The organism is Mesorhizobium loti (assembly GCF_003148495.1).
Taxonomy (GTDB): domain Bacteria; phylum Pseudomonadota; class Alphaproteobacteria; order Rhizobiales; family Rhizobiaceae; genus Mesorhizobium; species Mesorhizobium loti.
In genome coordinates this window covers 935,134-954,508 of sequence record NZ_QGGH01000001.1, presented here as the reverse complement: position 1 = coordinate 954,508, position 19,375 = coordinate 935,134, and the positions used below count along the sequence as shown (strand labels likewise).

20 protein-coding genes are annotated in these 19,375 nt (G+C 62.2%); 9 read left to right on the top strand and 11 right to left on the bottom strand.

Going from position 1 to position 19,375, the window contains the following annotated elements:
• Window positions 1–117 precede the first annotated feature (117 nt).
• The 3 genes from C8D77_RS04805 to C8D77_RS04795 all read right to left on the bottom strand — a co-directional run bounded on the left by C8D77_RS04805 (window position 118) and on the right by C8D77_RS04795 (window position 1,639).
• Window positions 118–477, bottom strand: coding sequence for a tRNA-binding protein (locus C8D77_RS04805; RefSeq protein WP_109659793.1), 360 nt, complete (start codon window positions 475–477; stop codon window positions 118–120).
• A 13-nt stretch (window positions 478–490) separates the two neighbouring features.
• Complete coding sequence (locus C8D77_RS04800; protein WP_013893499.1) at window positions 491–991, bottom strand: type III secretion system chaperone family protein; 501 nt, start codon at window positions 989–991, stop codon at window positions 491–493.
• Between the two features lie 345 nt (window positions 992–1,336).
• Window positions 1,337–1,639 (bottom strand): accessory factor UbiK family protein, encoded by a 303-nt coding sequence (locus C8D77_RS04795; protein ID WP_109659791.1) that lies wholly within the window; start codon window positions 1,637–1,639, stop codon window positions 1,337–1,339.
• A 168-nt stretch (window positions 1,640–1,807) separates the two neighbouring features.
• On the opposite strand from C8D77_RS04795, the gene lgt reads away from it, so the two are divergent.
• From lgt to C8D77_RS04765, 6 genes are all read left to right on the top strand, one after another.
• Complete coding sequence (gene lgt / locus C8D77_RS04790; RefSeq protein WP_109659789.1) at window positions 1,808–2,662, top strand: prolipoprotein diacylglyceryl transferase; 855 nt, start codon at window positions 1,808–1,810, stop codon at window positions 2,660–2,662.
• Window positions 2,659–3,762 carry a class I SAM-dependent methyltransferase gene (locus C8D77_RS04785; RefSeq protein WP_109659787.1) on the top strand — a complete coding sequence of 368 codons (1,104 nt, stop codon included), beginning with the start codon at window positions 2,659–2,661 and terminating at the stop codon, window positions 3,760–3,762. The genes lgt and C8D77_RS04785 overlap by 4 nt, the downstream gene beginning before the upstream one ends.
• A 125-nt stretch (window positions 3,763–3,887) precedes the next feature.
• Complete coding sequence (gene pgeF, locus C8D77_RS04780) at window positions 3,888–4,682, top strand: peptidoglycan editing factor PgeF (RefSeq protein ID WP_109661275.1); 795 nt, start codon at window positions 3,888–3,890, stop codon at window positions 4,680–4,682.
• Entirely contained in the window at window positions 4,682–5,833 is a 1,152-nt protein-coding gene (locus C8D77_RS04775; protein ID WP_109659785.1) for a M24 family metallopeptidase, read from the top strand. Before pgeF ends, C8D77_RS04775 begins: the two co-directional genes overlap by 1 nt.
• Before the next feature lie 43 nt (window positions 5,834–5,876).
• Window positions 5,877–6,503 (top strand): hypothetical protein, encoded by a 627-nt coding sequence (locus C8D77_RS04770; RefSeq protein WP_109659783.1) that lies wholly within the window; start codon window positions 5,877–5,879, stop codon window positions 6,501–6,503.
• A gap of 155 nt (window positions 6,504–6,658) precedes the next feature.
• Complete coding sequence (locus C8D77_RS04765) at window positions 6,659–7,594, top strand: ribose-phosphate pyrophosphokinase (RefSeq protein ID WP_019860650.1); 936 nt, start codon at window positions 6,659–6,661, stop codon at window positions 7,592–7,594.
• Window positions 7,595–7,606: 12 nt separating this feature from the next.
• On the opposite strand, the gene C8D77_RS04760 is transcribed toward C8D77_RS04765, so the two are convergent.
• Window positions 7,607–8,491 carry an AraC family transcriptional regulator gene (locus C8D77_RS04760; protein ID WP_109659781.1) on the bottom strand — a complete coding sequence of 295 codons (885 nt, stop codon included), beginning with the start codon at window positions 8,489–8,491 and terminating at the stop codon, window positions 7,607–7,609.
• A 149-nt stretch (window positions 8,492–8,640) separates the two neighbouring features.
• Between C8D77_RS04760 and C8D77_RS04755 the strand changes: the two genes are divergently transcribed.
• Entirely contained in the window at window positions 8,641–9,891 is a 1,251-nt protein-coding gene (locus C8D77_RS04755; RefSeq protein WP_170136668.1) for an MFS transporter, read from the top strand.
• 63 nt (window positions 9,892–9,954) lie between these two features.
• Here the strand turns inward: C8D77_RS04755 and C8D77_RS04750 are convergent, their stop codons facing one another.
• On the bottom strand, window positions 9,955–10,812 hold the full coding sequence (locus C8D77_RS04750) for an alpha/beta fold hydrolase (RefSeq protein ID WP_109659779.1): 858 nt from the start codon (window positions 10,810–10,812) through the stop codon (window positions 9,955–9,957).
• A 152-nt stretch (window positions 10,813–10,964) separates the two neighbouring features.
• Between C8D77_RS04750 and C8D77_RS04745 the strand changes: the two genes are divergently transcribed.
• Window positions 10,965–11,393 carry a MarR family winged helix-turn-helix transcriptional regulator gene (locus tag C8D77_RS04745; RefSeq protein WP_109659776.1) on the top strand — a complete coding sequence of 143 codons (429 nt, stop codon included), beginning with the start codon at window positions 10,965–10,967 and terminating at the stop codon, window positions 11,391–11,393.
• A 20-nt stretch (window positions 11,394–11,413) separates the two neighbouring features.
• Here C8D77_RS04745 and C8D77_RS04740 read toward each other — a convergent pair whose 3' ends face one another.
• From C8D77_RS04740 to C8D77_RS04715, 6 genes are all read right to left on the bottom strand, one after another.
• Window positions 11,414–11,731 carry a MocE family 2Fe-2S type ferredoxin gene (locus tag C8D77_RS04740; protein ID WP_109659774.1) on the bottom strand — a complete coding sequence of 106 codons (318 nt, stop codon included), beginning with the start codon at window positions 11,729–11,731 and terminating at the stop codon, window positions 11,414–11,416.
• A gap of 72 nt (window positions 11,732–11,803) precedes the next feature.
• Window positions 11,804–12,745 (bottom strand): substrate-binding domain-containing protein, encoded by a 942-nt coding sequence (locus tag C8D77_RS04735; RefSeq protein ID WP_109659772.1) that lies wholly within the window; start codon window positions 12,743–12,745, stop codon window positions 11,804–11,806.
• 115 nt (window positions 12,746–12,860) lie between these two features.
• Window positions 12,861–13,865, bottom strand: coding sequence for a sterol desaturase family protein (locus tag C8D77_RS04730; protein WP_109659770.1), 1,005 nt, complete (start codon window positions 13,863–13,865; stop codon window positions 12,861–12,863).
• Window positions 13,866–13,872: 7 nt separating this feature from the next.
• Complete coding sequence (locus C8D77_RS04725) at window positions 13,873–14,718, bottom strand: 3-methyl-2-oxobutanoate hydroxymethyltransferase (RefSeq protein WP_281277005.1); 846 nt, start codon at window positions 14,716–14,718, stop codon at window positions 13,873–13,875.
• 19 nt (window positions 14,719–14,737) lie between these two features.
• Window positions 14,738–15,745, bottom strand: a complete 1,008-nt coding sequence (locus tag C8D77_RS04720) for a LacI family DNA-binding transcriptional regulator (protein WP_109659768.1) — start codon at window positions 15,743–15,745, stop codon at window positions 14,738–14,740.
• A 248-nt stretch (window positions 15,746–15,993) separates the two neighbouring features.
• A complete protein-coding gene (locus C8D77_RS04715; protein WP_109659766.1) occupies window positions 15,994–18,000 on the bottom strand; it encodes a putative bifunctional diguanylate cyclase/phosphodiesterase in 2,007 nt (668 codons plus the stop codon).
• A gap of 336 nt (window positions 18,001–18,336) precedes the next feature.
• Here C8D77_RS04715 and C8D77_RS04710 point away from each other — a divergent pair, with 336 nt between their 5' ends.
• Window positions 18,337–19,329 carry a class I SAM-dependent methyltransferase gene (locus tag C8D77_RS04710; protein ID WP_425453694.1) on the top strand — a complete coding sequence of 331 codons (993 nt, stop codon included), beginning with the start codon at window positions 18,337–18,339 and terminating at the stop codon, window positions 19,327–19,329.
• Window positions 19,330–19,375 lie beyond the last annotated feature (46 nt).

Sequence of the window (19,375 nt, the reverse complement as noted above, 5' to 3'; positions counted from 1 at the left end):
ACGCGCCCCCTCCTGTCACGTCATTGGCATCAAATCGATGCTGAAGCATCAGCCGAAAGGATTATCAATCTATCTCGGCTCGCCTGAAGGCGTGAGTTCTGATCCCCAGTTGGGATCCTAAAACAACCTGCCGCCATCCGGCACCTTGCGCTCGATGGCTCCAAGCACCACCGCGCCCTCCTCATCGGGAAAGCCGAGCGTCAGCACTTCCGACATGAACGGGCCGATCTGGCGCGGCGGGAAATTGACCACCGCGAACACCTGCCGGCCGATCAGCGTCTCCGGCGCATAGTATTTCGTGATCTGCGCCGACGATTTCTTGATGCCGATGTCGGTGCCGAAATCGATCTTCAGCTTGAATGCGGGCTTACGCGCCTGCGGAAACGGTTCGGCCTCCACGATCGTGCCGGCGCGGATATCGACACGATCGAAATCGGCAAAACTGATCTCGGGCTTGCGCTCGCTGCTCGAACTCATCTTGGTCTTTGACTCAGGCGTTGCCGTAGGTCTCGAACAGCACGCCGGCCAGTGCGTCCTTGGCCGAGGTTCCGGACCAGACAACAAACTGGAAGGCCTGGAAATAGCATTCGCAGGCTTCCAGCGCCGACGACAGCAACACTTCAACCTGCTGGCTCGACGGCTCGACCCCGCCGGCCAGAAGCAGCGACTGGCGGAACATGATCGCGCCCTCCTGCTCCCAGAGGTCGAAATGGCCGAACAGCATCTGCTCGTTGATCAGCGACAAGAGCCGCATCACTTCCAGCGCGCGGGTCTCCGGCACCTTGATGTCGAAGGCGCAGGCCAGGTGCAGCGCCTCGAAATCCTCCATCCACGAGAAGGAGACGTGATAGTCGGTCCAGCTTCCGGCAACCGAGATCGAAATCTCGTCGTCGCCGGCCCGCTCAAAGGACCAGTCGTTGTTGTGGGCCACCTGCTCGATAACATCCACCGGATGGATTTCGCGGGAGAATTCGAGTTCGAGAAGTTCCATGGAATGCTTCCTGTCGTTCTGTACGAGCGCCGCCACACGCTCCGCGGGAGGGCACACACAACGAACAATTTTGTCTAGAACTCGGACGGTCAGGACTTTCTTCGCGCAAAAGACTACTTCTCGACACAAAGACCCCGGACCGGACCCCACCGCCCGGCCGCATGACCCTGCTCCGAATCATGCAACAAATTCAGTCTATTGATCGGGAGTCGCGTGAACAGCCCAATTTTTCGCACTGCGTCATTCGCATGTGGAAAGCCGCTGTCACAAAGATTCATGCAATGCCGTTAAGCGATTCACGGCAAAGCGCTTTTCAGGATCGGGCTATGTGGAAAAGTTTAACGATTATTTTTTTGCGCGGGGCTTGGCCGCCGCCGCTGGTGCGGCGTCACCGGCCAGCTCGGCAAGCTTCGCCTCGAGCGCCTCGATGCGGGCGGCAAGGCGGGTGTTTTCTTCCCGAGCCTTGGCGGCCATCTCGCGCGCGGCTTCGAACTCTTCGCGCTGCACCACGTCCATGGTGTTGAGAATGCGTTCGGCCTGCCCCTTGAACGCGGTCTCCACCTCACGGCGCACGCCCTGGGCGGCGCCGGCGGCGTCGGTCATCAGCTTGGCGAATTCATCGAGAATGCGGTTCGGTCCGGTCGACATGGCAAATCCTCGCGCTTGCTTGAATTGAGTTAGTGGCGCTGCGCGCGGAATGCAAGAACGTTGAAGGCAGCTGCGGCATCAAGTCGGGAGCATCTACCTTGCCTTGACCCTGCCAAAACCCTGCCGCATGGTCCGCGCCCAAGCGCGATTGCAACCGAGAGTTCCCCGTTGAACGAATATTTCCTGCTGCCCCTGGCTTCCTTGCCCTTCCCCAACATCAACCCGATCCTCATCCAGGTCGGACCGCTGGCGGTGCACTGGTACGGTGTCGGCTACATCGTCGGCATCCTGTTCGCCTGGTGGTACGCCAAGCGGCTCGCCGCCAATGCCAGGCTGTGGCCGAACGGCGTCCTGCCGATGAAGCCGGAGGACCTCGACGATTTCATCGTCTGGGCGGCCATCGGCGTCGTGCTCGGCGGCCGCACCGGCTATGTGCTGTTCTACGACCTGCAGCGTTACATCGCCCACCCGCTCGACATCTTCGCCGTCTGGCAGGGCGGCATGTCGTTCCATGGCGGCCTGCTCGGCGTCATCCTTGCCATGACGCTGTTCTCCATCAAGCGCGGCATCCGCACCTGGTCGCTGTTTGACGTCGTGGCGGCCGGCGTGCCGGTCGGCCTTGGCCTGGTGCGCGTCGCCAATTTCATCAATTCCGAGCTCTGGGGCCGGCCAACCGACGTGCCCTGGGCGTTCGAATTCCCCAATGGCGGGCCGTTTGCCCGTCATCCGAGCCAGCTCTACGAGGCGCTGCTCGAGGGCGTGGTGCTGTTCCTCGTGCTGCGCATCCTTACCCATTCGCGCCTCAAGCTGAAGACGCCGCGCTTCGTCGGCGGCGCCTTCATCTGCGGCTATGGCCTGTCGCGCATCTTCGTCGAGTTCTTCCGCGAGCCCGACCAGCAGCTCGGCTATCTCCTCGGCACCAACTGGCTGACCATGGGCATGATCCTTTCTACCCCGATGGTGCTGGCCGGTATCTGGGCGATGCTGACCGCCAAGCCGGTGACACAGCCGCAGCCGGCATGACACGGCTGAAGACCCGCATCGTCGACTTGATCGAGGCACTGGGGCCGCTTCCCGTCAACGAGTACATGGCGCTGTGCCTGTTCGACCCGGCGGACGGCTACTACACGACGCGCGAGCCCTTTGGTGCGGCCGGTGATTTCATCACCGCACCCGAGATCAGCCAGATGTTCGGTGAACTGGTCGCTGTGTGGATGTACCAGGCTTGGGCAGCGAGCGGCCGGCCGCTGCCGGCCACCATCGCCGAGATCGGCCCCGGTCGCGGCACGCTGATGAAGGACATGCTGCGCACGCTATCGCGGCTTGATCCCGATCTGGCCAACGGCGTCATCTTCGCCATGATCGAGACCAGCCCGCGCCTGACAGAGGTCCAGCAACAGACGCTTGGCGTCACACCTTTCGCGGTTCGCTGGCACGAAACCATCGAGACCTTGCCGCAACAGCCGCTGTTCATCGTCGGCAACGAGTTGTTCGACGCCGTGCCCGTCCGCCAATTCGTCCGCGCCGGTGCCGGCTGGCGCGAGCGCATGGTTGGCCTCGATGACACCAATGACCTTTGCTTCTTCGCCGGCGCCGGCTCGGTCGACCCGGCATTGTTGCCCGCCGATGCCACTGAGGCGACGCAAGGTGCGATCGTCGAAATAGCGCCTGCCCGCACCGCACTGATGGCAGCCATCGCCGAGCGTATATCCCAGGATGGCGGCGCCGGCCTGTTCCTCGACTATGGCCATCTCCAGCCGGGTGTAGGCGACACGCTGCAGGCCTTGCGCAGCCACAATCACGAAGATGTGCTGGCCAATCCCGGTGAGGCCGACCTCACCACCCATGTCGATTTCGCCGCCCTTGCCGCAACCGTGCGCGCGCATGGCCTCGACGCCCATCTGTCGACGCAGGGCGACTTTCTGCTCGGCATGGGCATTCTCGAACGCGCCGGCCGGCTCGGCGCCGATGCCGACCAGGCGGCACGCGACAAGATCGCTGAAGCCGTCGAGCGCCTCGCCGGGCCGCAAGCGATGGGCGATCTGTTCAAGGTGCTTGCCATGCTGCCGCGCGGCGTGGCCGCCCCACTCTCAGCAACGACGCCATTTGCCACGGCGGATTGACTTTTCACCGCCGTCCCTCCCAATCTCCCGTCCGGCGAAAGAGCGGCCAACCCGCCTGCTCCGCCTTCTTTTTGACGAAGCACCTTTTTCTTGACGAAACCGCCCACACGGACAACAACGCCCGCATGTTGAATCAGACCAAACCGGATCCCGTTCGGTCGCCGCTGCTGGACAAGGCGCAGGCACAAGGCATCCGGCACGGCTATTTCACCCGCATCGGCGGTGTCTCCAGCGGCATCTATCAGGGCCTCAACATCGGCACCGGATCGGACGACGACCGGGCGCTGGTGGCCGAGAACCGCGGCCGCGTCGCCGCCTGGATGGGCGTGCCGGCGAGCCATCTGTTGACCGCCTGGCAGATCCATTCGCCCGACGTCATCATCGTCAGCGAACCCTTTGCCGGCGAACGGCCCAAGGCCGACGCCATCGTCACCGACAGGCCCGGCATCGCCATCGGCGCCTCGACCGCCGATTGCGGTCCGGTACTGTTCGCGGATGCCGAGGCGCGCGTCATCGGCGCCGCACATGCCGGCTGGAAAGGCGCCTTCACCGGTGTGCTCGAGAACACCATCCTCGCCATGGAAACCCTTGGCGCCCGGCGCGACAACATCGTCGCCGTGCTCGGCCCCTCGATCGGCCCTGGCAACTATGAGGTCGGGCCGGAATTCATCGCCCGCTTCGTCGAGGCCGACGCTGAAAACATCCTCTATTTCGCACCCTCGGCAACCCCCGGCCATGCGATGTTCGACCTCAACCGCTACACGGTCGACCGGCTGGCCAAGGCCGGGGTGACGGCCGAGGGCCTCGGCCGCTGCACCTATGCCGAGGAAGATCTGTTTTACTCCTACCGGCGCACCACGCACCGCAAGGAACCCGATTACGGCCGGCAGGTTTCGGCAATCGTTTTGGAGAGGGAATAATGGCGTTGCATTTTGAACGATCGGAATTTGACGCGCGGCGCGACCGGCTCATGATCGAGATGGCCGAGAAGAAGCTCGACGCCATCCTGCTGTTCGCGCAGGAAAGCATGTACTGGCTGACTGGCTACGACACATTCGGCTTCTGCTTCTTCCAGTGCCTGGTGGTGAAGGCCGACGGTTCGATGGTGCTTCTGACCCGCTCGGCCGATCTGCGCCAGGCGCGCCAAACCTCCATCATCGACAACATCGTCTTGTGGACCGACCGCAACGGTGCCAATCCGGCGGTCGACCTGCGCAATCTGCTCAACGAGCTCGACCTGCTCGGCGCCCGCATCGGCGTCGAATACGACACCCACGGCCTGACCGCCTTCAATGGCCGACGGCTCGACGAACAGTTGCAGACCTTCGGCCAGATCGCCGATGCGTCCGGCATTGTCGGCCGGCTGCGCCTGTTCAAGAGCCCGGCCGAAATCGCCAAGGCCGAGAGGGCCGCCAACCTCTCCGACGATGCGCTCGACGCGGCCCTGCCGCTGATCAAGCAGGGCGGCGACGAAGCCCTGATCCTGGCCGCCATGCAAGGCGCGGTCTTTGCCGGCGGCGGCGACTATCCGGCTAACGAGTTCATCATCGGCTCCGGCGTCGACGCGCTGCTGTGCCGCTACAAGGCCGGCCGCCGCAAGCTCACCAAGAACGACCAGCTGACGCTCGAATGGGCCGGCGTCTTCAACCACTACCATGCGCCGATGATGCGCACGGTGCTGACCGGCAAGGTGTCGAAGCGCCATCAGGAGCTGTTCGACGCCGCGCGCGCAGCACTTCTGGCCGTCGAAAAGGTGATGATGCCGGGCAACAGCTTCGGCGACGTGTTCGATGCGCATGCCCGCACCATGGAAGCGCACGGCCTGACCAAGCACCGGCTGAACGCCTGCGGCTACTCGGTCGGCGCCCGCTTCACGCCGTCCTGGATGGACATGCCGATGTTCTACCAGGGCAACCCCGAACCGATCGCGCCGAACATGACGCTGTTCGCCCACATGATCATCATGGATTCCGACACCGAGACGGCGATGACGCTTGGCCGCACCTACCTGACCACCGAATCCCAGCCCAAGCCGCTGTCCCGCCATGATCTCGACTTGATCGTACAGTGAATCCATAATGGGAGGCGTTCTTCGCCAAGGAGTTAGAAGGCAAATGAGACGATCGCATGTGACGACCGTGTCATTGCTTGTGGCATTGGCTCTTGCCGCCTGCACCAACGCAAAGGACGTGCTTGAACCGTCGGCCATCACCCCGCCGGCGACGTCGGCACAGACGCTGCCCGCCACGTCAGGCAACACGGCAGCCACGGTTCCGGCACCGGCCGGCACCACGGCGGGCGCTCCTGCAACCGCCACCACCCCGGTCACATCTGCCCAAAGCGCTGCGATCCTGTCGAAGACCCGCCTACAGATCGCGCCGATCGTCGGCGCGTCGGTGGAAGCGGCGACACCGCTGACGGCGGAGTTGCAGACGCGCGCCAGGCAGCGCGGTATCACGCTCGCCGGCAGCGCCGACCAGACCGCGACCCATGTGCTGAAGGGCTACTTCTCGACAATGTCGGAAGGCACGGACACCACCGTCATTTATGTCTGGGACGTCTACGACCCGGCCGGCAACCGCCTGCACCGCATCAACGGCCAGCAGAAGGCGCCGTCGGTCAAATCCGGCGACAGCGGGGGCGGCGACAGCTGGAAGGGGGTCTCGCCGGCCACCATGCAGTCGATCGCCGACCAGACCATCGACCAATTCGCGGCCTGGCTCGGCGGCAAGGCGGGCTGAAATGTTGCAGCCTGGTGATGGCGCGGAGCTTTCTTGAGTTTAGCCGGCGGATTCCCGATCTCGGCGCTTGCAATACCGGCGCGGGCCGCTAAAAGCCCGGTTAAAGGGCGCAGGCGAGTCCGTCAGGTCTTTCCATCCTCCACCAGGAACGGTGCATGAAACTCTTCGCGGGCAATTCCAACAGGGTGCTGGCCGAAGCGGTCGCCCGGTACCTCAACATCCCGCTGGGCAAGGCCAGTGTCAGGCGCTTCGCCGACCAGGAAATCTTCGTCGAGATCCAGGAAAACGTTCGCGGCGAGGATGTCTTCATCCTGCAGTCGACATCGTTCCCGACCAACGATCACCTGATGGAACTGCTCATCATGATCGATGCCTTCATGCGCTCGTCGGCCAAGCGCATCACGGCGGTCATCCCCTATTTCGGCTACGCCAGGCAGGACCGCCGCGCCTCCGGCCGCACGCCGATCTCGGCCAAGCTGGTCGCCAACATGATCACCCGCGCCGGCGTCGACCGCGTTTTGACGCTCGACCTGCATGCCGGCCAGATCCAGGGCTTCTTCGACATCCCGACCGACAATCTGTTTTCCGTGCCGGTCATGGCCCGCGACGTGAAGGCCAAATACAAGCAACTCGGCAACGTCGTGGTGGTCTCGCCCGACATCGGCGGCGTGGTCCGCGCCCGTGCGCTGGCCAAGCGCTTCGATGCGCAACTGGCCATCGTCGACAAGCGCCGTGAGCGGCCCGGCGAATCGGAAGTCATGAACATCATCGGCGCGGTCGCCGGCAAGGATTGCCTGCTGATCGACGACATCGTCGATTCCGGCGGCACGCTGTGCAATGCCGCCGATGCGCTGCTGGCCAACGGCGCCACCAGCGTCACCGCCTACATCACCCACGGCGTGCTGTCGGGCGGCGCGGTTGCCCGCATCAGCGGCTCGAAACTGCAGGAGCTGGTGATCACCGATTCCATCCAGCCGACGCAGGGCGTGCTCGACGCTCCCAACATCCGCGTCATCTCGATCGCCGACCTGATGGGCGAGGCCATTTCGCGCACGGCGACCGAGGAATCGGTGTCCAGTCTCTTCGACTAGACCGGCCTGCCGTTACGGCGCAGGGCTTTCCAGCCGAACCGGGCCGATCAGGCGACGGGCGACTTCGACGCTTTCGCGGGCGCCGCGCATATAACCGCGCGGCGACGCGCCCAGCATGCGCTTGAACATGGTGATGAAGGCCGGCACGCTGTCATAGCCGAGATCGAGCGCCACCCTGGTGATCGGCTCGCCGTCGGCCAGCCGCGGTAGCGCCGCGAACAGGCAGGCCTGCTGGCGCCATGTCGACAGCGACAGGCCGGTCTGGCGCTGAAAGGCGCGGGTGAAGGAGCGGCGGCTCATGCCGGCGGCATCGGCCCACTCGTCGATCGTCGCGTGCGGCGACGGCGCAGCGACGAAACGCCGGCACAGCGCCGACAGCCTGGGATCGGACGGGAATGGCAGGCCGAGCGGCCGTTCCGGCAAGGTCGGGATTTCATGCAGCAACAGGTTCATGATCAGCCCGCCGCGCCCTTCCAGTTCGCCGCCCTGCGGCAGCTTCTCCGATTCTACGATCAGGCTGTGCATCAGGTCGGTGACGCCGACGACGCGCAAGCCTTCGGGCAGCCCGGGGATCGCCTGCGGCATGACATAGACTGAACGCATCGAGACATCGCCCAGCATTTCGACGGAATGCTCGGTGCCGGCTGGAATCCACATCGCGTGGTCGGGCGGCACCATCCAGCGCCCGTAGCGCGTCGTCACCAGCACCACCCCGACCAACGCATGCAGCAGCTGGCTGCGGCTGTGGCGGTGTTGCGGCACACGGTAGCCATCGGGATATTCCGTCGGCAGCGCCACCGCCGGCCCGGCCACTTGCTCCAGCCACTGCCAGCGGCTCTCGTGCAGCTGACCGAGATTGGCATTGCCGGCGTGAAAGACTTCTTTGCCGTGCGGCATCCTGTATGGCCCACTTGCGAAACTATTGGACCAAACCACGAAAGAAGTCGTGCCGCAAGCGGCTTATAAGGCACCGTCCTCAAGGCGGCCGCAGGAGCGTCCGTCAACTGCCTGCGGGTGTGCCCGCCAAAAAGACCACGGAGCCTACCTTGACCGATACGACAGCCGCCAGCGTCGCCCCACCGGCGAGCGCCAGTCATGCTTCAGCCCAGGCGACGGCCTTCACCGTCATCCTGGCAGTGAGCTTCTGCCACTGCATCAACGACATCATGCAGTCGCTGCTATCGGCCATCTATCCCTTGCTGAAAGAGAATTACGGCCTCGATTTCTGGCAGATCGGCCTCCTGACTTTCACCTTCCAGGTGACCGCATCGCTGCTGCAGCCGGTGATCGGCATGATCACCGACAAGCGGCCGATGCCCTATTCGCTGCCCTACGGCATGGCGTCGTCGCTGATCGGCCTGGTCGTGCTCGCCTATGCCGGCCACTATTCGCTGCTCCTGATCGGCGCCTCGCTGATCGGCATCGGCTCGGCGATCTTCCATCCGGAATCCTCGCGCATCGCCCGCTTCGCCTCCGGCGGCCGCTTCGGCCTGGCGCAGTCGCTGTTCCAGGTCGGCGGCAATTTCGGCCAGTCCATGGGGCCGCTGCTGGCGGCCTTCATCGTTGTGCCGTTCGGCCAGACCAGCATCTCCTGGTTCGCCGTCGGCTCACTGATCGGCATCATCGTTTTGTGGCAGGTCGGCGGCTGGTACAGCCGGCTGCGCGCCGCACAGGGCAGCCGCAAGACGGCAAGCTTCGTCTCGCCCTTCCCGCGCCGCAAGGTCATGAATGCATTGATCGTGCTGACGCTGCTGGTGCTGAGCAAGAATGCCTACATCGCCAGCCTCGCCAGCTATTATACCTTCTATTCCATGCATAAGTTCGGGGTTTCGGTGCAGATGTCGCAGGTCATGCTGTTCCTGTTCCTCGGCGCCTCGGCGCTGGGCATCCTGCTCGGCGGCCCGTTCGGCGACCGCTATGGACAGAAGTCGATGATCTGGTTCTCCATCGTCGGCGTGCTGCCCTTCACGCTGGCCCTGCCCTACGCCAATCTGGAATGGACGATGGTGCTGACGGTGCTGATCGGCCTGATCCTGTCGTCTGCCTTCTCCAACATCGTCGTCTTTGCGCAGGAATTGGTACCGGGACGTGTCGGCATGATCGCCGGCATCTTCTTCGGCTTCGCCTTCGGCATGGGCGGCATCGCTGCTGCCGTGCTCGGCGTCGTCGCCGACATGAAGGGCATCGATTATGTCTTCCAGATCTGCTCGTATCTGCCGCTGCTCGGGCTGCTGACGGTGTTCCTGCCGAACATGAAGGAAGCCAGAAAGGCACAGGCGGTCGCTGCAATCCGCTAGACTTGAAACCGGACGAGAAAGGCGCCCGCTTGATGGCGGGCGCCTTTTTTCTTCGAAAATGTCCTAGGCCTTGAAGAAGGCCAGCAGGTCGGCGTTGATGATGTCGGCATGGGTCGTGGCCATGCCGTGCGGGTAGCCCTTGTAGATCTTGAGCTCGCCCTTCTTGAGCAGCTTGATCGTCAACAGCGCCGAGTCGGCGATCGGAACGATCTGGTCGTCGTCGCCATGCATGACCAGCACTGGCACGTCGATCGCCTTCAAATCCTCGGTGAAGTCAGTTTCCGAGAAGGCCTTGATGCAATCGTAGTGCGCCTTGGTGCCGCCCATCATGCCCTGGCGCCACCAATTGTCGATGACGCCTTCCGACACTGCCGCGCCGGGACGATTGAAGCCATAGAATGGGCCGGCTGGGACATCCCTGTAAAGCTGGGCGCGATTGGCCGCTACGCCGGAGCGGAAGCCATCGAACACTTCGATCGGCAGGCCGCCGGGATTGGCGGCAGTCTTGAGCATGATTGGCGGCACCGCGCCGATCAGCACCGCCTTGGCGACGCGGCCCTCGGCGCCATATTGGGCGACATAGCGCGCCACTTCGCCGCCGCCGGTCGAATGACCAACATGGATGGCGTTCTTGAGGTCCAGATGGTCGGCGAGTTCCGCGACATCGGCGGCATAGGTGTCCATCTCGTTGCCGATATCCGTCTGGGTCGAGCGGCCATGACCACGGCGATCGTGGGCGATGACCCGGTAGCCTTGTGCCAGGAAGAACAGCATCTGGGCGTCCCAGTCGTCGCTGCTCAATGGCCAGCCGTGATGGAAGACGATCGGTTGCCCGGTCCCCCAGTCCTTGTAGTAGATTTGTGTTCCGTCCTTGGTGGTGATCGTGCCGCTGCCGGAGTTGGGCTTGGTTTGCGAGGTCATCTCAATCTCCTTTCAGTTGTTGTCACGATAAACAATATCGCGATATCAATATGCCTAACGTAGCTCGATACCCTTGTCCACGAAAATATGTATCGCGATATCATTTTTCGTGGTATCGAATTGACGCCTGTGTCGGCAAGAAGGAACGCGCCGTGCCTCTTCCGTTGGACAACCAGCTCTGTTTCACGCTCTACACCACCAGCATGGCGATCAACCGCACCTACAAGCCGATGCTGGACGAGATGGGGATCACCTATCCGCAATACCTGGTGCTGAACGCACTTGGAGAGGCCGACGGCATGTCGGTCGGCACCATCGCCCACAGGCTCGCTTTGGAATCGAGCACCGTCACGCCGCTGGTGAAGCGAATGGAGCAGGCCGCGCTGGTGACCCGCCAGCGCAGCCAGACCGATGAGCGCCAGGTGCAGGTCGACCTGACATCAGCCGGGCGCGCGCTGCTTGTCCAGTGCAACTGTCTGAACGAGACCTTGATCGAGCGCTCGGGCATGACGCTGGCTGAGCTCGATGCCCTGAACCGGCAGATCCAGGCGCTACGCGACGCGTTGACCGGGGACCGGTAGTCAGCCGGTTGCCGATCTCGTTATTGGCTGATGGCGATCAGCACCGCACCGGATTCGACTTTTGCTGGATAGGTTTTGAGATTCACGCAAGGCGGCAACCGCTTTGCCGCGCCGGTCCGATAATCGAAGGCGCCAGCATGTTTGGGGCATTCCACCTCGTAGTCCATCACCAGCCCGTCGGCGAGATGGACGGCCTCATGCGTGCACAGGCCGTCCGTGCAAAAGACCTCGTCGTCGGGTGAGCGGAAGACAGCGTAGGTCCGGCCTTCATGGTCGAAACGGCGGGCACCTTCCTGTTCGATGTCGTCGAGGCCGCAGACCGTGATCCAGCTGGACATTTTTTCCTCTGTGAGTTGTGGTCGAGCCTCCGGAACGGCAATGATTGCCGCCCGGAGGCCCCAGCCCTGGGATTAATTCTTGTTGAGGTAGTCGGCCGCGTTGGCCGGCGTCACCAGCTCGAATGGTACATAGACGACGCGTTCGACTTTCTCGCCCTTGGCGAGCGCAAGGGCCGCGTCGACGCCGCCGCCCCCCTGTCCTTTGGCGTTCTGGAATACGGTAACCGAGAGATCGCCCGCTTTCATCGACTGCAACCCGTCCTGCGTGGCGTCGATGCCGCCGACGACGACGTTCTTCATGTCGATGCCGTTGGCCTTCAGCGCCAGGATGGCGCCGATAGCGGATTCGTCATTGTTGGCGATGACGGCGTCCGGCGCGCCGCCGGCGGTCAGCCAGTTGGTCATCAGGTTTTGCGCATTGTCGCGCGACCATTCGGACGACTGCTTGTCGACGACCTTGATGAAGTTGCACATGTCGGTGGCGAAGATCTGCTCGACATCCTTGGTCCGCTGCAGGGCCGCCTGGTGAACCAGGCTGCCCATGACGACATAGGCCTTGGCACCTGCCGACTTGCCCCGGGCGCGCAGTATCTTGCACACCTCGAACGCTTCCAGCGTGCCTGACTCCACCTCGTTGGAGCCGACATAGACCTGTTTCTCCGGCAGGTTCGCCATGTCTGACGGTTCGAGGTTGACGAAGACCAGTGGGATGCCGGCCTTGGCAGCTTCCTCGCTGAGCGTCCTTGACGCATTGGTGTCGACCAGTGTGACGATGATGGCGTCGACGCCGGTGGCGATGAAATTCTTCACCTGGTCGAGCTGCTTGGCGACGTCGTTCTGCGCGTCCTCGACCTGGATGCCGGCGCCCTTCTCCTTGGCGCGGGCCTGCATGCCGTCCCTCAGCAACGTCTGAAAATTGTTGTCGAAGTTGACGATGCTGACGCCGATTTTTGCAGCCATCGCATTGGTCGACATCAAGGCCGCCAACGCGGTCGAAATGAAAAGTTTCTTCACGGTTTTCCTCCCTTGCGGATGGAGTGCCGGTTCACTCCTCCTTTGACTTCCGGCCCTTGCGGGATGGCTTGCGGTGGCGGCCGGAACCGCCTCGCGTGGCTGTCTGATCGGACTGTCACTGGGCGGCGTTGGCGCGCGCCTTCTTCTTCTCGTAGCGGGCCTGCATGCGGGCCTCGCCTTCCTTGCTGCCGTCGTGGAAAGTGCCCAACCATCGGTCGAACGGGATGAGGCCGTCGCCGTAGTTCACCTCGAAATATTTGTGATGGAGGTAGTGAATGTAGGCGTGGCTATCGATGCTGGTGTCCTCGCCGAGTTCGACCTTGTCGAAGCCGACATGGCCGGGAATGGCGCCGAAGCCGGCATAGTGGAGTTGGTAGAGCGCGAGCAGCGGATTCGACGGGATGATCAGGTGCCAGAATGCAACGCCGAGGTAGCCGAACTGCTCGACAGGGTGCATCGACAGCGACGACCACGGCGACGGGTTCACCGAATTGTGGTGCACCGAATGCACCCACTTGTAGAGCGGCGGCCAGTGGATCGCCCGGTGCAGCAGGAAGAAGTGCGTCTCGTGGATGATCGGCACCACCAGCGCGAGGCAGAACAGGTAGACGGGGTGCTCGGCGACCGTCAGCCACGGCACGTAGCCATTGGCGTAGGCATAGAGGATCGCCACCTCGATCGCCGTCCAGATCGGCATGCCGGTGCCGAAGGTGCGCAGCATGTTGTCGAGATTCTGGTTCTCGAAGAAGAACGCCTTGCTCTTCTGCTCCGACGGCCATTTGCCGTTGTATTTGAAGCGGTTGCCCTGGGCTCTCAAGATGTAGAGTCGGAGCTCGAAAGCGCCGAAGAACAAAAGCAGCGCGGCGCAGTTGACGAGGAACAGTTTTGCGATCCAGCCGAAGGCGAGCGTCTTCATGACCTCGACGTCAGGCAGCACGTAGTGCCACCACGCGACCGCCGAAAGCGCGAAGAGCAGATTGTAGGGCAGGAAATAGCTCGGCAGCCATTTCAGCAGCGCCAGCGGGCGCGGCGGAAAGGTGAACAACGGCGCGTTGCCGGCCGGTTCGTCCGGTGCCCAGTCGCCGCGCTTGTTGCGTTTGCCGTATTTCAGGTCGTCCATTCTGATCTCACAGGGATTGGGAAATGGTCAAAAAGCGGTCGTAGGCGGCATCGTCCATACCGACCTGGTGCTTAGCTTCGGGGTAGCTGCCCGCGGCCACGTCGCGCCCGAAGGCGCGGAAGGCGGCGATGCGCTTTTCCTGCAACTCCGCCTCGAGCGTGACGAAATCGGCGTAGCGCTTGGCATGGCGCGGATAGTGGCCGGCATGCGTGCCCAGCACGTCGCTGGAAAACAAATACTGCGTGTCGCAGGCCGAACCGCAGCCCATGCCCATGGTGATCAGCGGCGTCGAGCGGGTGATGTGCTCGGCCAGCCGCACCGGCACGACTTCGACCTCGATGCAGGCGGCACCCGCATTCTCCAGGTCCTTGGCCACGCGCAGCACCTTGAGGGCTTCCTCCGCCGTGCGGCCGATGGCGCGAAAATTGGTCCAGGTGGAGCGGTTCGGCACCAGGCCGACATGGCCGGTGACAGGAATGCCTTCGGCAGCCATCGCCTCGATGAAGCGCGGGGAATGCGAGCAGTAAATCGCATCGGCGCCGCGCCGCATCATCGCAAAGCCGAGCCGCACGGCTTCGTCGGGCGTGGCGACGGCGCCATGCGGCATACCGACCGAGAGGAAGGCGAAAGGCGCCGCCTGGCGGATCAATTCGAGATTGTGGTCAGGCTCGCAGGACAGGATGACGATGTCGCAGGCCACGGCAGCGGCCGCCTCGGCCGGCGTGTCTACGTGCAACTGCAGCCATTTGCGGCTGCCTTTGGCACTGCTGAGATCGTAAGCCGTCAGCCGTCTGGTCACCGTCACCTCCTCTTTGCGAGAGGAGATACCATCGCGGCCGGCGCGAGGCCGCATGTTCCTTGATCAAATCAGATCAAAGGTTCTCGGCGGTGAAGGTAACGAAACGGATCGGGGGATTTTCCACCGGCAGGTCGTGCAGGTTGAGCATCGCCAGCACCAGATCCATGGCGCGCCTCGCCTGTGCCTCCGGCGCCTGGTCGAGCACGACATCCATGGTACCTTCTCGCAGGGCACGAGTGCTGCGCTCGGTGAGTTCGTGGCCGACGAAGAAAATCTCGCGCCCCAGCGGGTGGCGTCGCAGCACGTCGTTGAGTGCCGCGTTGGCGCCACCGGCATTGTATAGCCCCACAAGGTCCGGCCACCGCGTCAGCGCTTCGATCAATTGCCCTGCATTGCGATCACTTTCGTCATGGCCGAAAAGAGCTGCCACTAGCTCGAAGTCTCCGCCACCGGCCTCCATCAGATAGTCGAAAAAACCGCGCACGCGGTCGCGGTGCACGCGGTAGATCTGGCTGTGGCAAAGGGCGACCACCTTGCCCGGTCGCCTCTGCATACGCGACATCAGCAGACCAGCCATGCGACCGGCCGCATAATTGTCGATGCCGACATACGAGCCGGAGGTCGCGGAAATCTGCGTTACGATCTGCACTGTCGGAATGTTTTGCAGGTCCAGTTGCCTCAGCGCAGCGCCGACCAGTGGGTGGTCGGGAACCGCCAGGATCAAGGCCGCCCGACGCATGTCGGGGTCGAGTATCCGCCGGGCGATAGCAGCCGGATCTGTCTCGTCGAGAAACGTCCGATGGACGGCAATGGTCCTGTCTAGCGTTGCGGCGATGCGCTCGAAGGCGCGCGCCAGACGGGCAAAGAAGGTGGCGTCAGGACGAACCAGGATCACCTCGATCCTGATCACGCCGCGATGAGCTTCCGGCAGGCGACGCGGATAGTCGAGCGAGCGCGCGGCAGCGACAACTTTCTCGACGGTCGCGGGCCTGACCCCGCCCCTGCCGTTAAGCACGCGCTCGACAGTCGCCGTGCCGACCCCGGCGCGGCGGGCGATCTCAAGGAAGGTAGGCTTCGGAATCTTGGTTCCCCGCTGTGGCGACGCCGAAGCCTAAAGCAATTCCGGGGAAAATGGATAACGGTTTTCCCAGGTAAGCGCATGGCGCCCTTGGGAATTGCGTCCCGCCGCATCCACTCTGGGCAAGATGGATACCGGAAAACCGAAGGCTGACGCGGTGATCGGATGAAGTCGGTTGGACCAGACCCTTGTGACCATGAAAGCCCAATAGCGGCTCAACCCAAAATCGCGACGCTACCGCCGCACCGCAATCACGCGGACTTGAGCACAGCAAATGACCGTTTGCGCATGGTCCGCTTTGCCTGGAAACTAGCCGCGGGAGCGGGGCGGCCGACATGGAAGCCCTGGATCTTGTCGATGCCGAATTCGCGCATGAGGGCCATCTGCTCGTCGGTTTCCACCCCTTCGACCAGGATCTTGTGGCCGCGATTTCGAACCAGGGTGATGATGTCCTGCAGCATTGCCTTGCCGCTCGGGGAGCTGCAGTCGTGCAGAAACGAGCGGTCGATTTTCACCGTATCGAAATCGATCAGACGAAGCCACGAAAGGCCGGCAAAGCCCGTCCCGAAATCATCAAGCCAGATCTTGATCCCGAGCAGCTTCAGATCACTGATGCAGCGCAGGATGTCCGAATGCATCTCCATCTCCAGTCCTTCGGTGATCTCGAAGGCCAGCCTGCTGCCGGCGACGCCGGTCTCGCCCAGAATGGTCGCGACGGACGTTGCGAAGCCCGGTGTCTTGAGCTGGATTGGAGAGACGTTGACACTGACGACACGGACGTGGTCGTCCGCCAGGAGCTCGGCGCACACTGTCCTTATGGCCCAGCGCCCGAGTTCCAGGATCGCGCCGGTTCGTTCGGCGACGGGAATGAACAGGCTCGGCGGAACCGATGTGCCGTCCAGCATTTTGAGGCGCATCAGAGCCTCTACGGCTTCAACCCGGTCCGTTTTGACATCCTGGATAGGCTGATAAACGAGTGAAACGAGATTCTGGCCGATCGCGATCTTCAGCAAAGCCGCAATGTTCTCACTCTCGTCGCTGCTCTGAGGATCGGTTGGGTCGAACAGCCGGGCACAGTTTCGGCCACCGGCTTTTGCCAGATAGAGCGCGCGATCGGCCTCATGGATGATCTTCTCCAGCTTGGCGCCGGTCTGCGTCCTGGTGAACGCGGCGCCAACGCTCACTGTCACAATCGAGACGCCGTCGCGCCGCAGCTCATGGGTAAGCGCCAAGTTCTCCACCGTGCTGCAAATGGCTTCCGCTATGTCCAGGATCTGCTCTTTTTTCTCCATGCGAGCCAGGACGATGAACTCTTCACCGCCATAGCGGCCGATGGAGCCATTGTACTGCTTGATCATATCGCTAAGCGCATTGGCGACATGGATCAGGCAGCGGTCGCCTTCCTGATGGCCGTAGCAGTCATTGAACTTCTTGAAGAAGTCCACGTCGATAAGGATCGCCCCAAAACTGGTGCCAACCCTTTGCCAGTCGCTCCAGTAGTCTCGCAGCTTCTCGTCGATCGCCCGCCGGTTCTCCAAACCCGTAAGTGGATCGGTCCGCGACAGTCTCAGCAGGGCCTTGCCGCGTTCGGTCGCCTCGTTGTGCTGGATCCTGGCTTCCAGGGCGTTCAGGAAGACGTTGTAGCGTTCCTCATTCAGTTTCCAGTTCACATACGAGGTGAACGTGAAACAAGAAACGTAGAAAGCCCCGAATACCATTTTGTATGTTAGAGTAGAAGGTACGAAGTAATTTACGATATAAAGTATACATAAAATTATTGCAGAAGTTACTATTGAAAGTTTAAAATTGAACGTAAAGAAAAGATTGGCGCTCATCATGAAGATGGTGCCGAAGACCATATAGTAGGAGACGCTTTCCTTGTCCGCACCGAAAACCGCAGGGCAGAGCCAACCGACATAGCCAAAAATGATAGCTCCAGCGCAAGTCACGTCAAGCCATTGCGTTGCAACCCTCCGGCGAAGCTGTGCTTCCAGGATCAAAAGCGCGGTCAGTCCGACCGCGAAGCGCGCCGTGATCGTATAGACGGCCACATCTGGTATCAGCAGAAGATCCGTTGCCGAAAACAAGAGATAGATGGCAACGGCGATCCAAAGCCCTGGCCGGGCTTCCCCTCTTCGCGTCGCATGGGCTTCCGTGCGGTAAAGGGCGCGGAGCTTGTCGGCCCCCAGTTCGTAGCGCGGTTCGTAAGGCTCCCCATGAGCCGTATCAGCCAATGCGGATGACGCGTGATCGCTCATCACAGCAAACCCCGTTTGAAGGGGATTTTCGGCTCCGAACTCATTTCTAGTTTCTGCCCCCACGCAGGCCGACTCCCTGGGACGCGACAGCGATTGCGACGCCTCGCACACAAATGCAATCACGCAAGACAAGTTTCCGTTAACTCGAACCCGGAATCCGGCCCGGAAGATGTGCAATGAATAAAGATAGTTAGCGGGAAATTAATCATACCGCTAAAATGCACTCGCGCCATCATTGGCAAATGGAGCATTCTACGCAATAAGTTAACCGACTGTTAACTATGGAGTTCCGGTGTGCAAACTGTATTCGATGGCCAAAGCCTGATCACCGCTGAGATGATCGCCGGCAATCTCCCTCGAGGAAAGCTCGAGCATCATGGCGAAGCCTTCGAAACCGCTCGCGCGGAGCTCGCGATCATTCTCCACGCGACACACCAGCAGGTCGAACAAAGCAAGGATCCCGCCGAGATCGTTCGTCGCCTTCTGTCGTACCTCAACGCGCTGCGTTCCAAGGTTCATCCCGACGTTTGGCATGCATTGATACCGGTGGCGCAGAACCACCCGATCCTGGAGTATTTCCTCGAGGATCCGCTGACGCACTGGTCCTTCAGCAAGCCCAGGGGCTATTCCGGCGACGCGCAACTGCTCGACTACATCTATTGCGATCCGCATGTGGCAGAGAGCGTGGCGAACGCCTCGGAGATCGGCAAGGCACTCTATAGCCATACCCAGAACGTACCGTCATGCGTCGCTGCACGGGAACGGCGCGACCTCCTGACCCGATATGTCGATGAGATTGCGGCCAAGAACGGATCGCAAACCGAGGTTCTGGCGATCGCGGCCGGCCACTTGCGGGAGGCCAACCGCTCGGTCGCCCTGGCGGAGGGGCGCCTCAAGCGTTGGGTTGCGCTCGATCAGGATCCCCAGAGCGTTGGGTTGATCGCGCGCGACTTCCAGGGCACCGCGGTCGAGGCCATCGACGGCTCGGTGCGAACCGTGCTCACGAGGGGCCACAAGCTCGGCAAGTTCGACTTTATCTACGCCTCCGGCCTTTACGACTACCTCCAGCACAACGTCGCCGTGAAACTCACGAAAACGTGCCTGCAGATGTTGAAGCCGAACGGAACATTCCTGTTCGCGAACTACGCCGAGGGCACCCCTGACGCCGGGTACCGGGAGACGTTCATGGACTGGGTGTTGCTGCTGCGGTCGGAGGTCGACATGTGGAACATCGTCAATGCCAGCGTCGACCGCAACACCGTCGAGGCGCAAGTGTTCTTTGGCGAGAACCACAACGTCCTCTATGCCGTCATCGAAAAGCGCGGATAGCACCCGCCTGGGCTGCGCGCCGGCGGACATGCCTTTGGCTTGCACG

Bases quoted from the DNA above. Each gene is read 5' to 3' on its own strand.
- C8D77_RS04795 (WP_109659791.1), bottom strand. From the start codon at position 1,639: ATGTCGACCGGACCGAACCGCATTCTCGATGAATTCGCCAAGCTGATG.
- C8D77_RS04800 (WP_013893499.1), bottom strand. From the start codon at position 991: ATGGAACTTCTCGAACTCGAATTCTCCCGCGAAATCCATCCGGTGGAT.
- C8D77_RS04710 (WP_425453694.1), top strand. From the start codon at position 18,337: ATGATCGCCGGCAATCTCCCTCGAGGAAAGCTCGAGCATCATGGCGAA.
- C8D77_RS04805 (WP_109659793.1), bottom strand. From the start codon at position 477: ATGAGTTCGAGCAGCGAGCGCAAGCCCGAGATCAGTTTTGCCGATTTC.
- C8D77_RS04730 (WP_109659770.1), bottom strand. From the start codon at position 13,865: ATGGACGACCTGAAATACGGCAAACGCAACAAGCGCGGCGACTGGGCA.
- C8D77_RS04785 (WP_109659787.1), top strand. From the start codon at position 2,659: ATGACACGGCTGAAGACCCGCATCGTCGACTTGATCGAGGCACTGGGG.
- C8D77_RS04725 (WP_281277005.1), bottom strand. From the start codon at position 14,718: ATGCGGCCTCGCGCCGGCCGCGATGGTATCTCCTCTCGCAAAGAGGAG.
- C8D77_RS04715 (WP_109659766.1), bottom strand. From the start codon at position 18,000: ATGAGCGATCACGCGTCATCCGCATTGGCTGATACGGCTCATGGGGAG.
- C8D77_RS04750 (WP_109659779.1), bottom strand. From the start codon at position 10,812: ATGACCTCGCAAACCAAGCCCAACTCCGGCAGCGGCACGATCACCACC.
- C8D77_RS04760 (WP_109659781.1), bottom strand. From the start codon at position 8,491: ATGCCGCACGGCAAAGAAGTCTTTCACGCCGGCAATGCCAATCTCGGT.
- C8D77_RS04740 (WP_109659774.1), bottom strand. From the start codon at position 11,731: ATGTCCAGCTGGATCACGGTCTGCGGCCTCGACGACATCGAACAGGAA.
- C8D77_RS04765 (WP_019860650.1), top strand. From the start codon at position 6,659: ATGAAACTCTTCGCGGGCAATTCCAACAGGGTGCTGGCCGAAGCGGTC.
- pgeF (WP_109661275.1), top strand. From the start codon at position 3,888: ATGTTGAATCAGACCAAACCGGATCCCGTTCGGTCGCCGCTGCTGGAC.
- C8D77_RS04770 (WP_109659783.1), top strand. From the start codon at position 5,877: ATGAGACGATCGCATGTGACGACCGTGTCATTGCTTGTGGCATTGGCT.
- C8D77_RS04775 (WP_109659785.1), top strand. From the start codon at position 4,682: ATGGCGTTGCATTTTGAACGATCGGAATTTGACGCGCGGCGCGACCGG.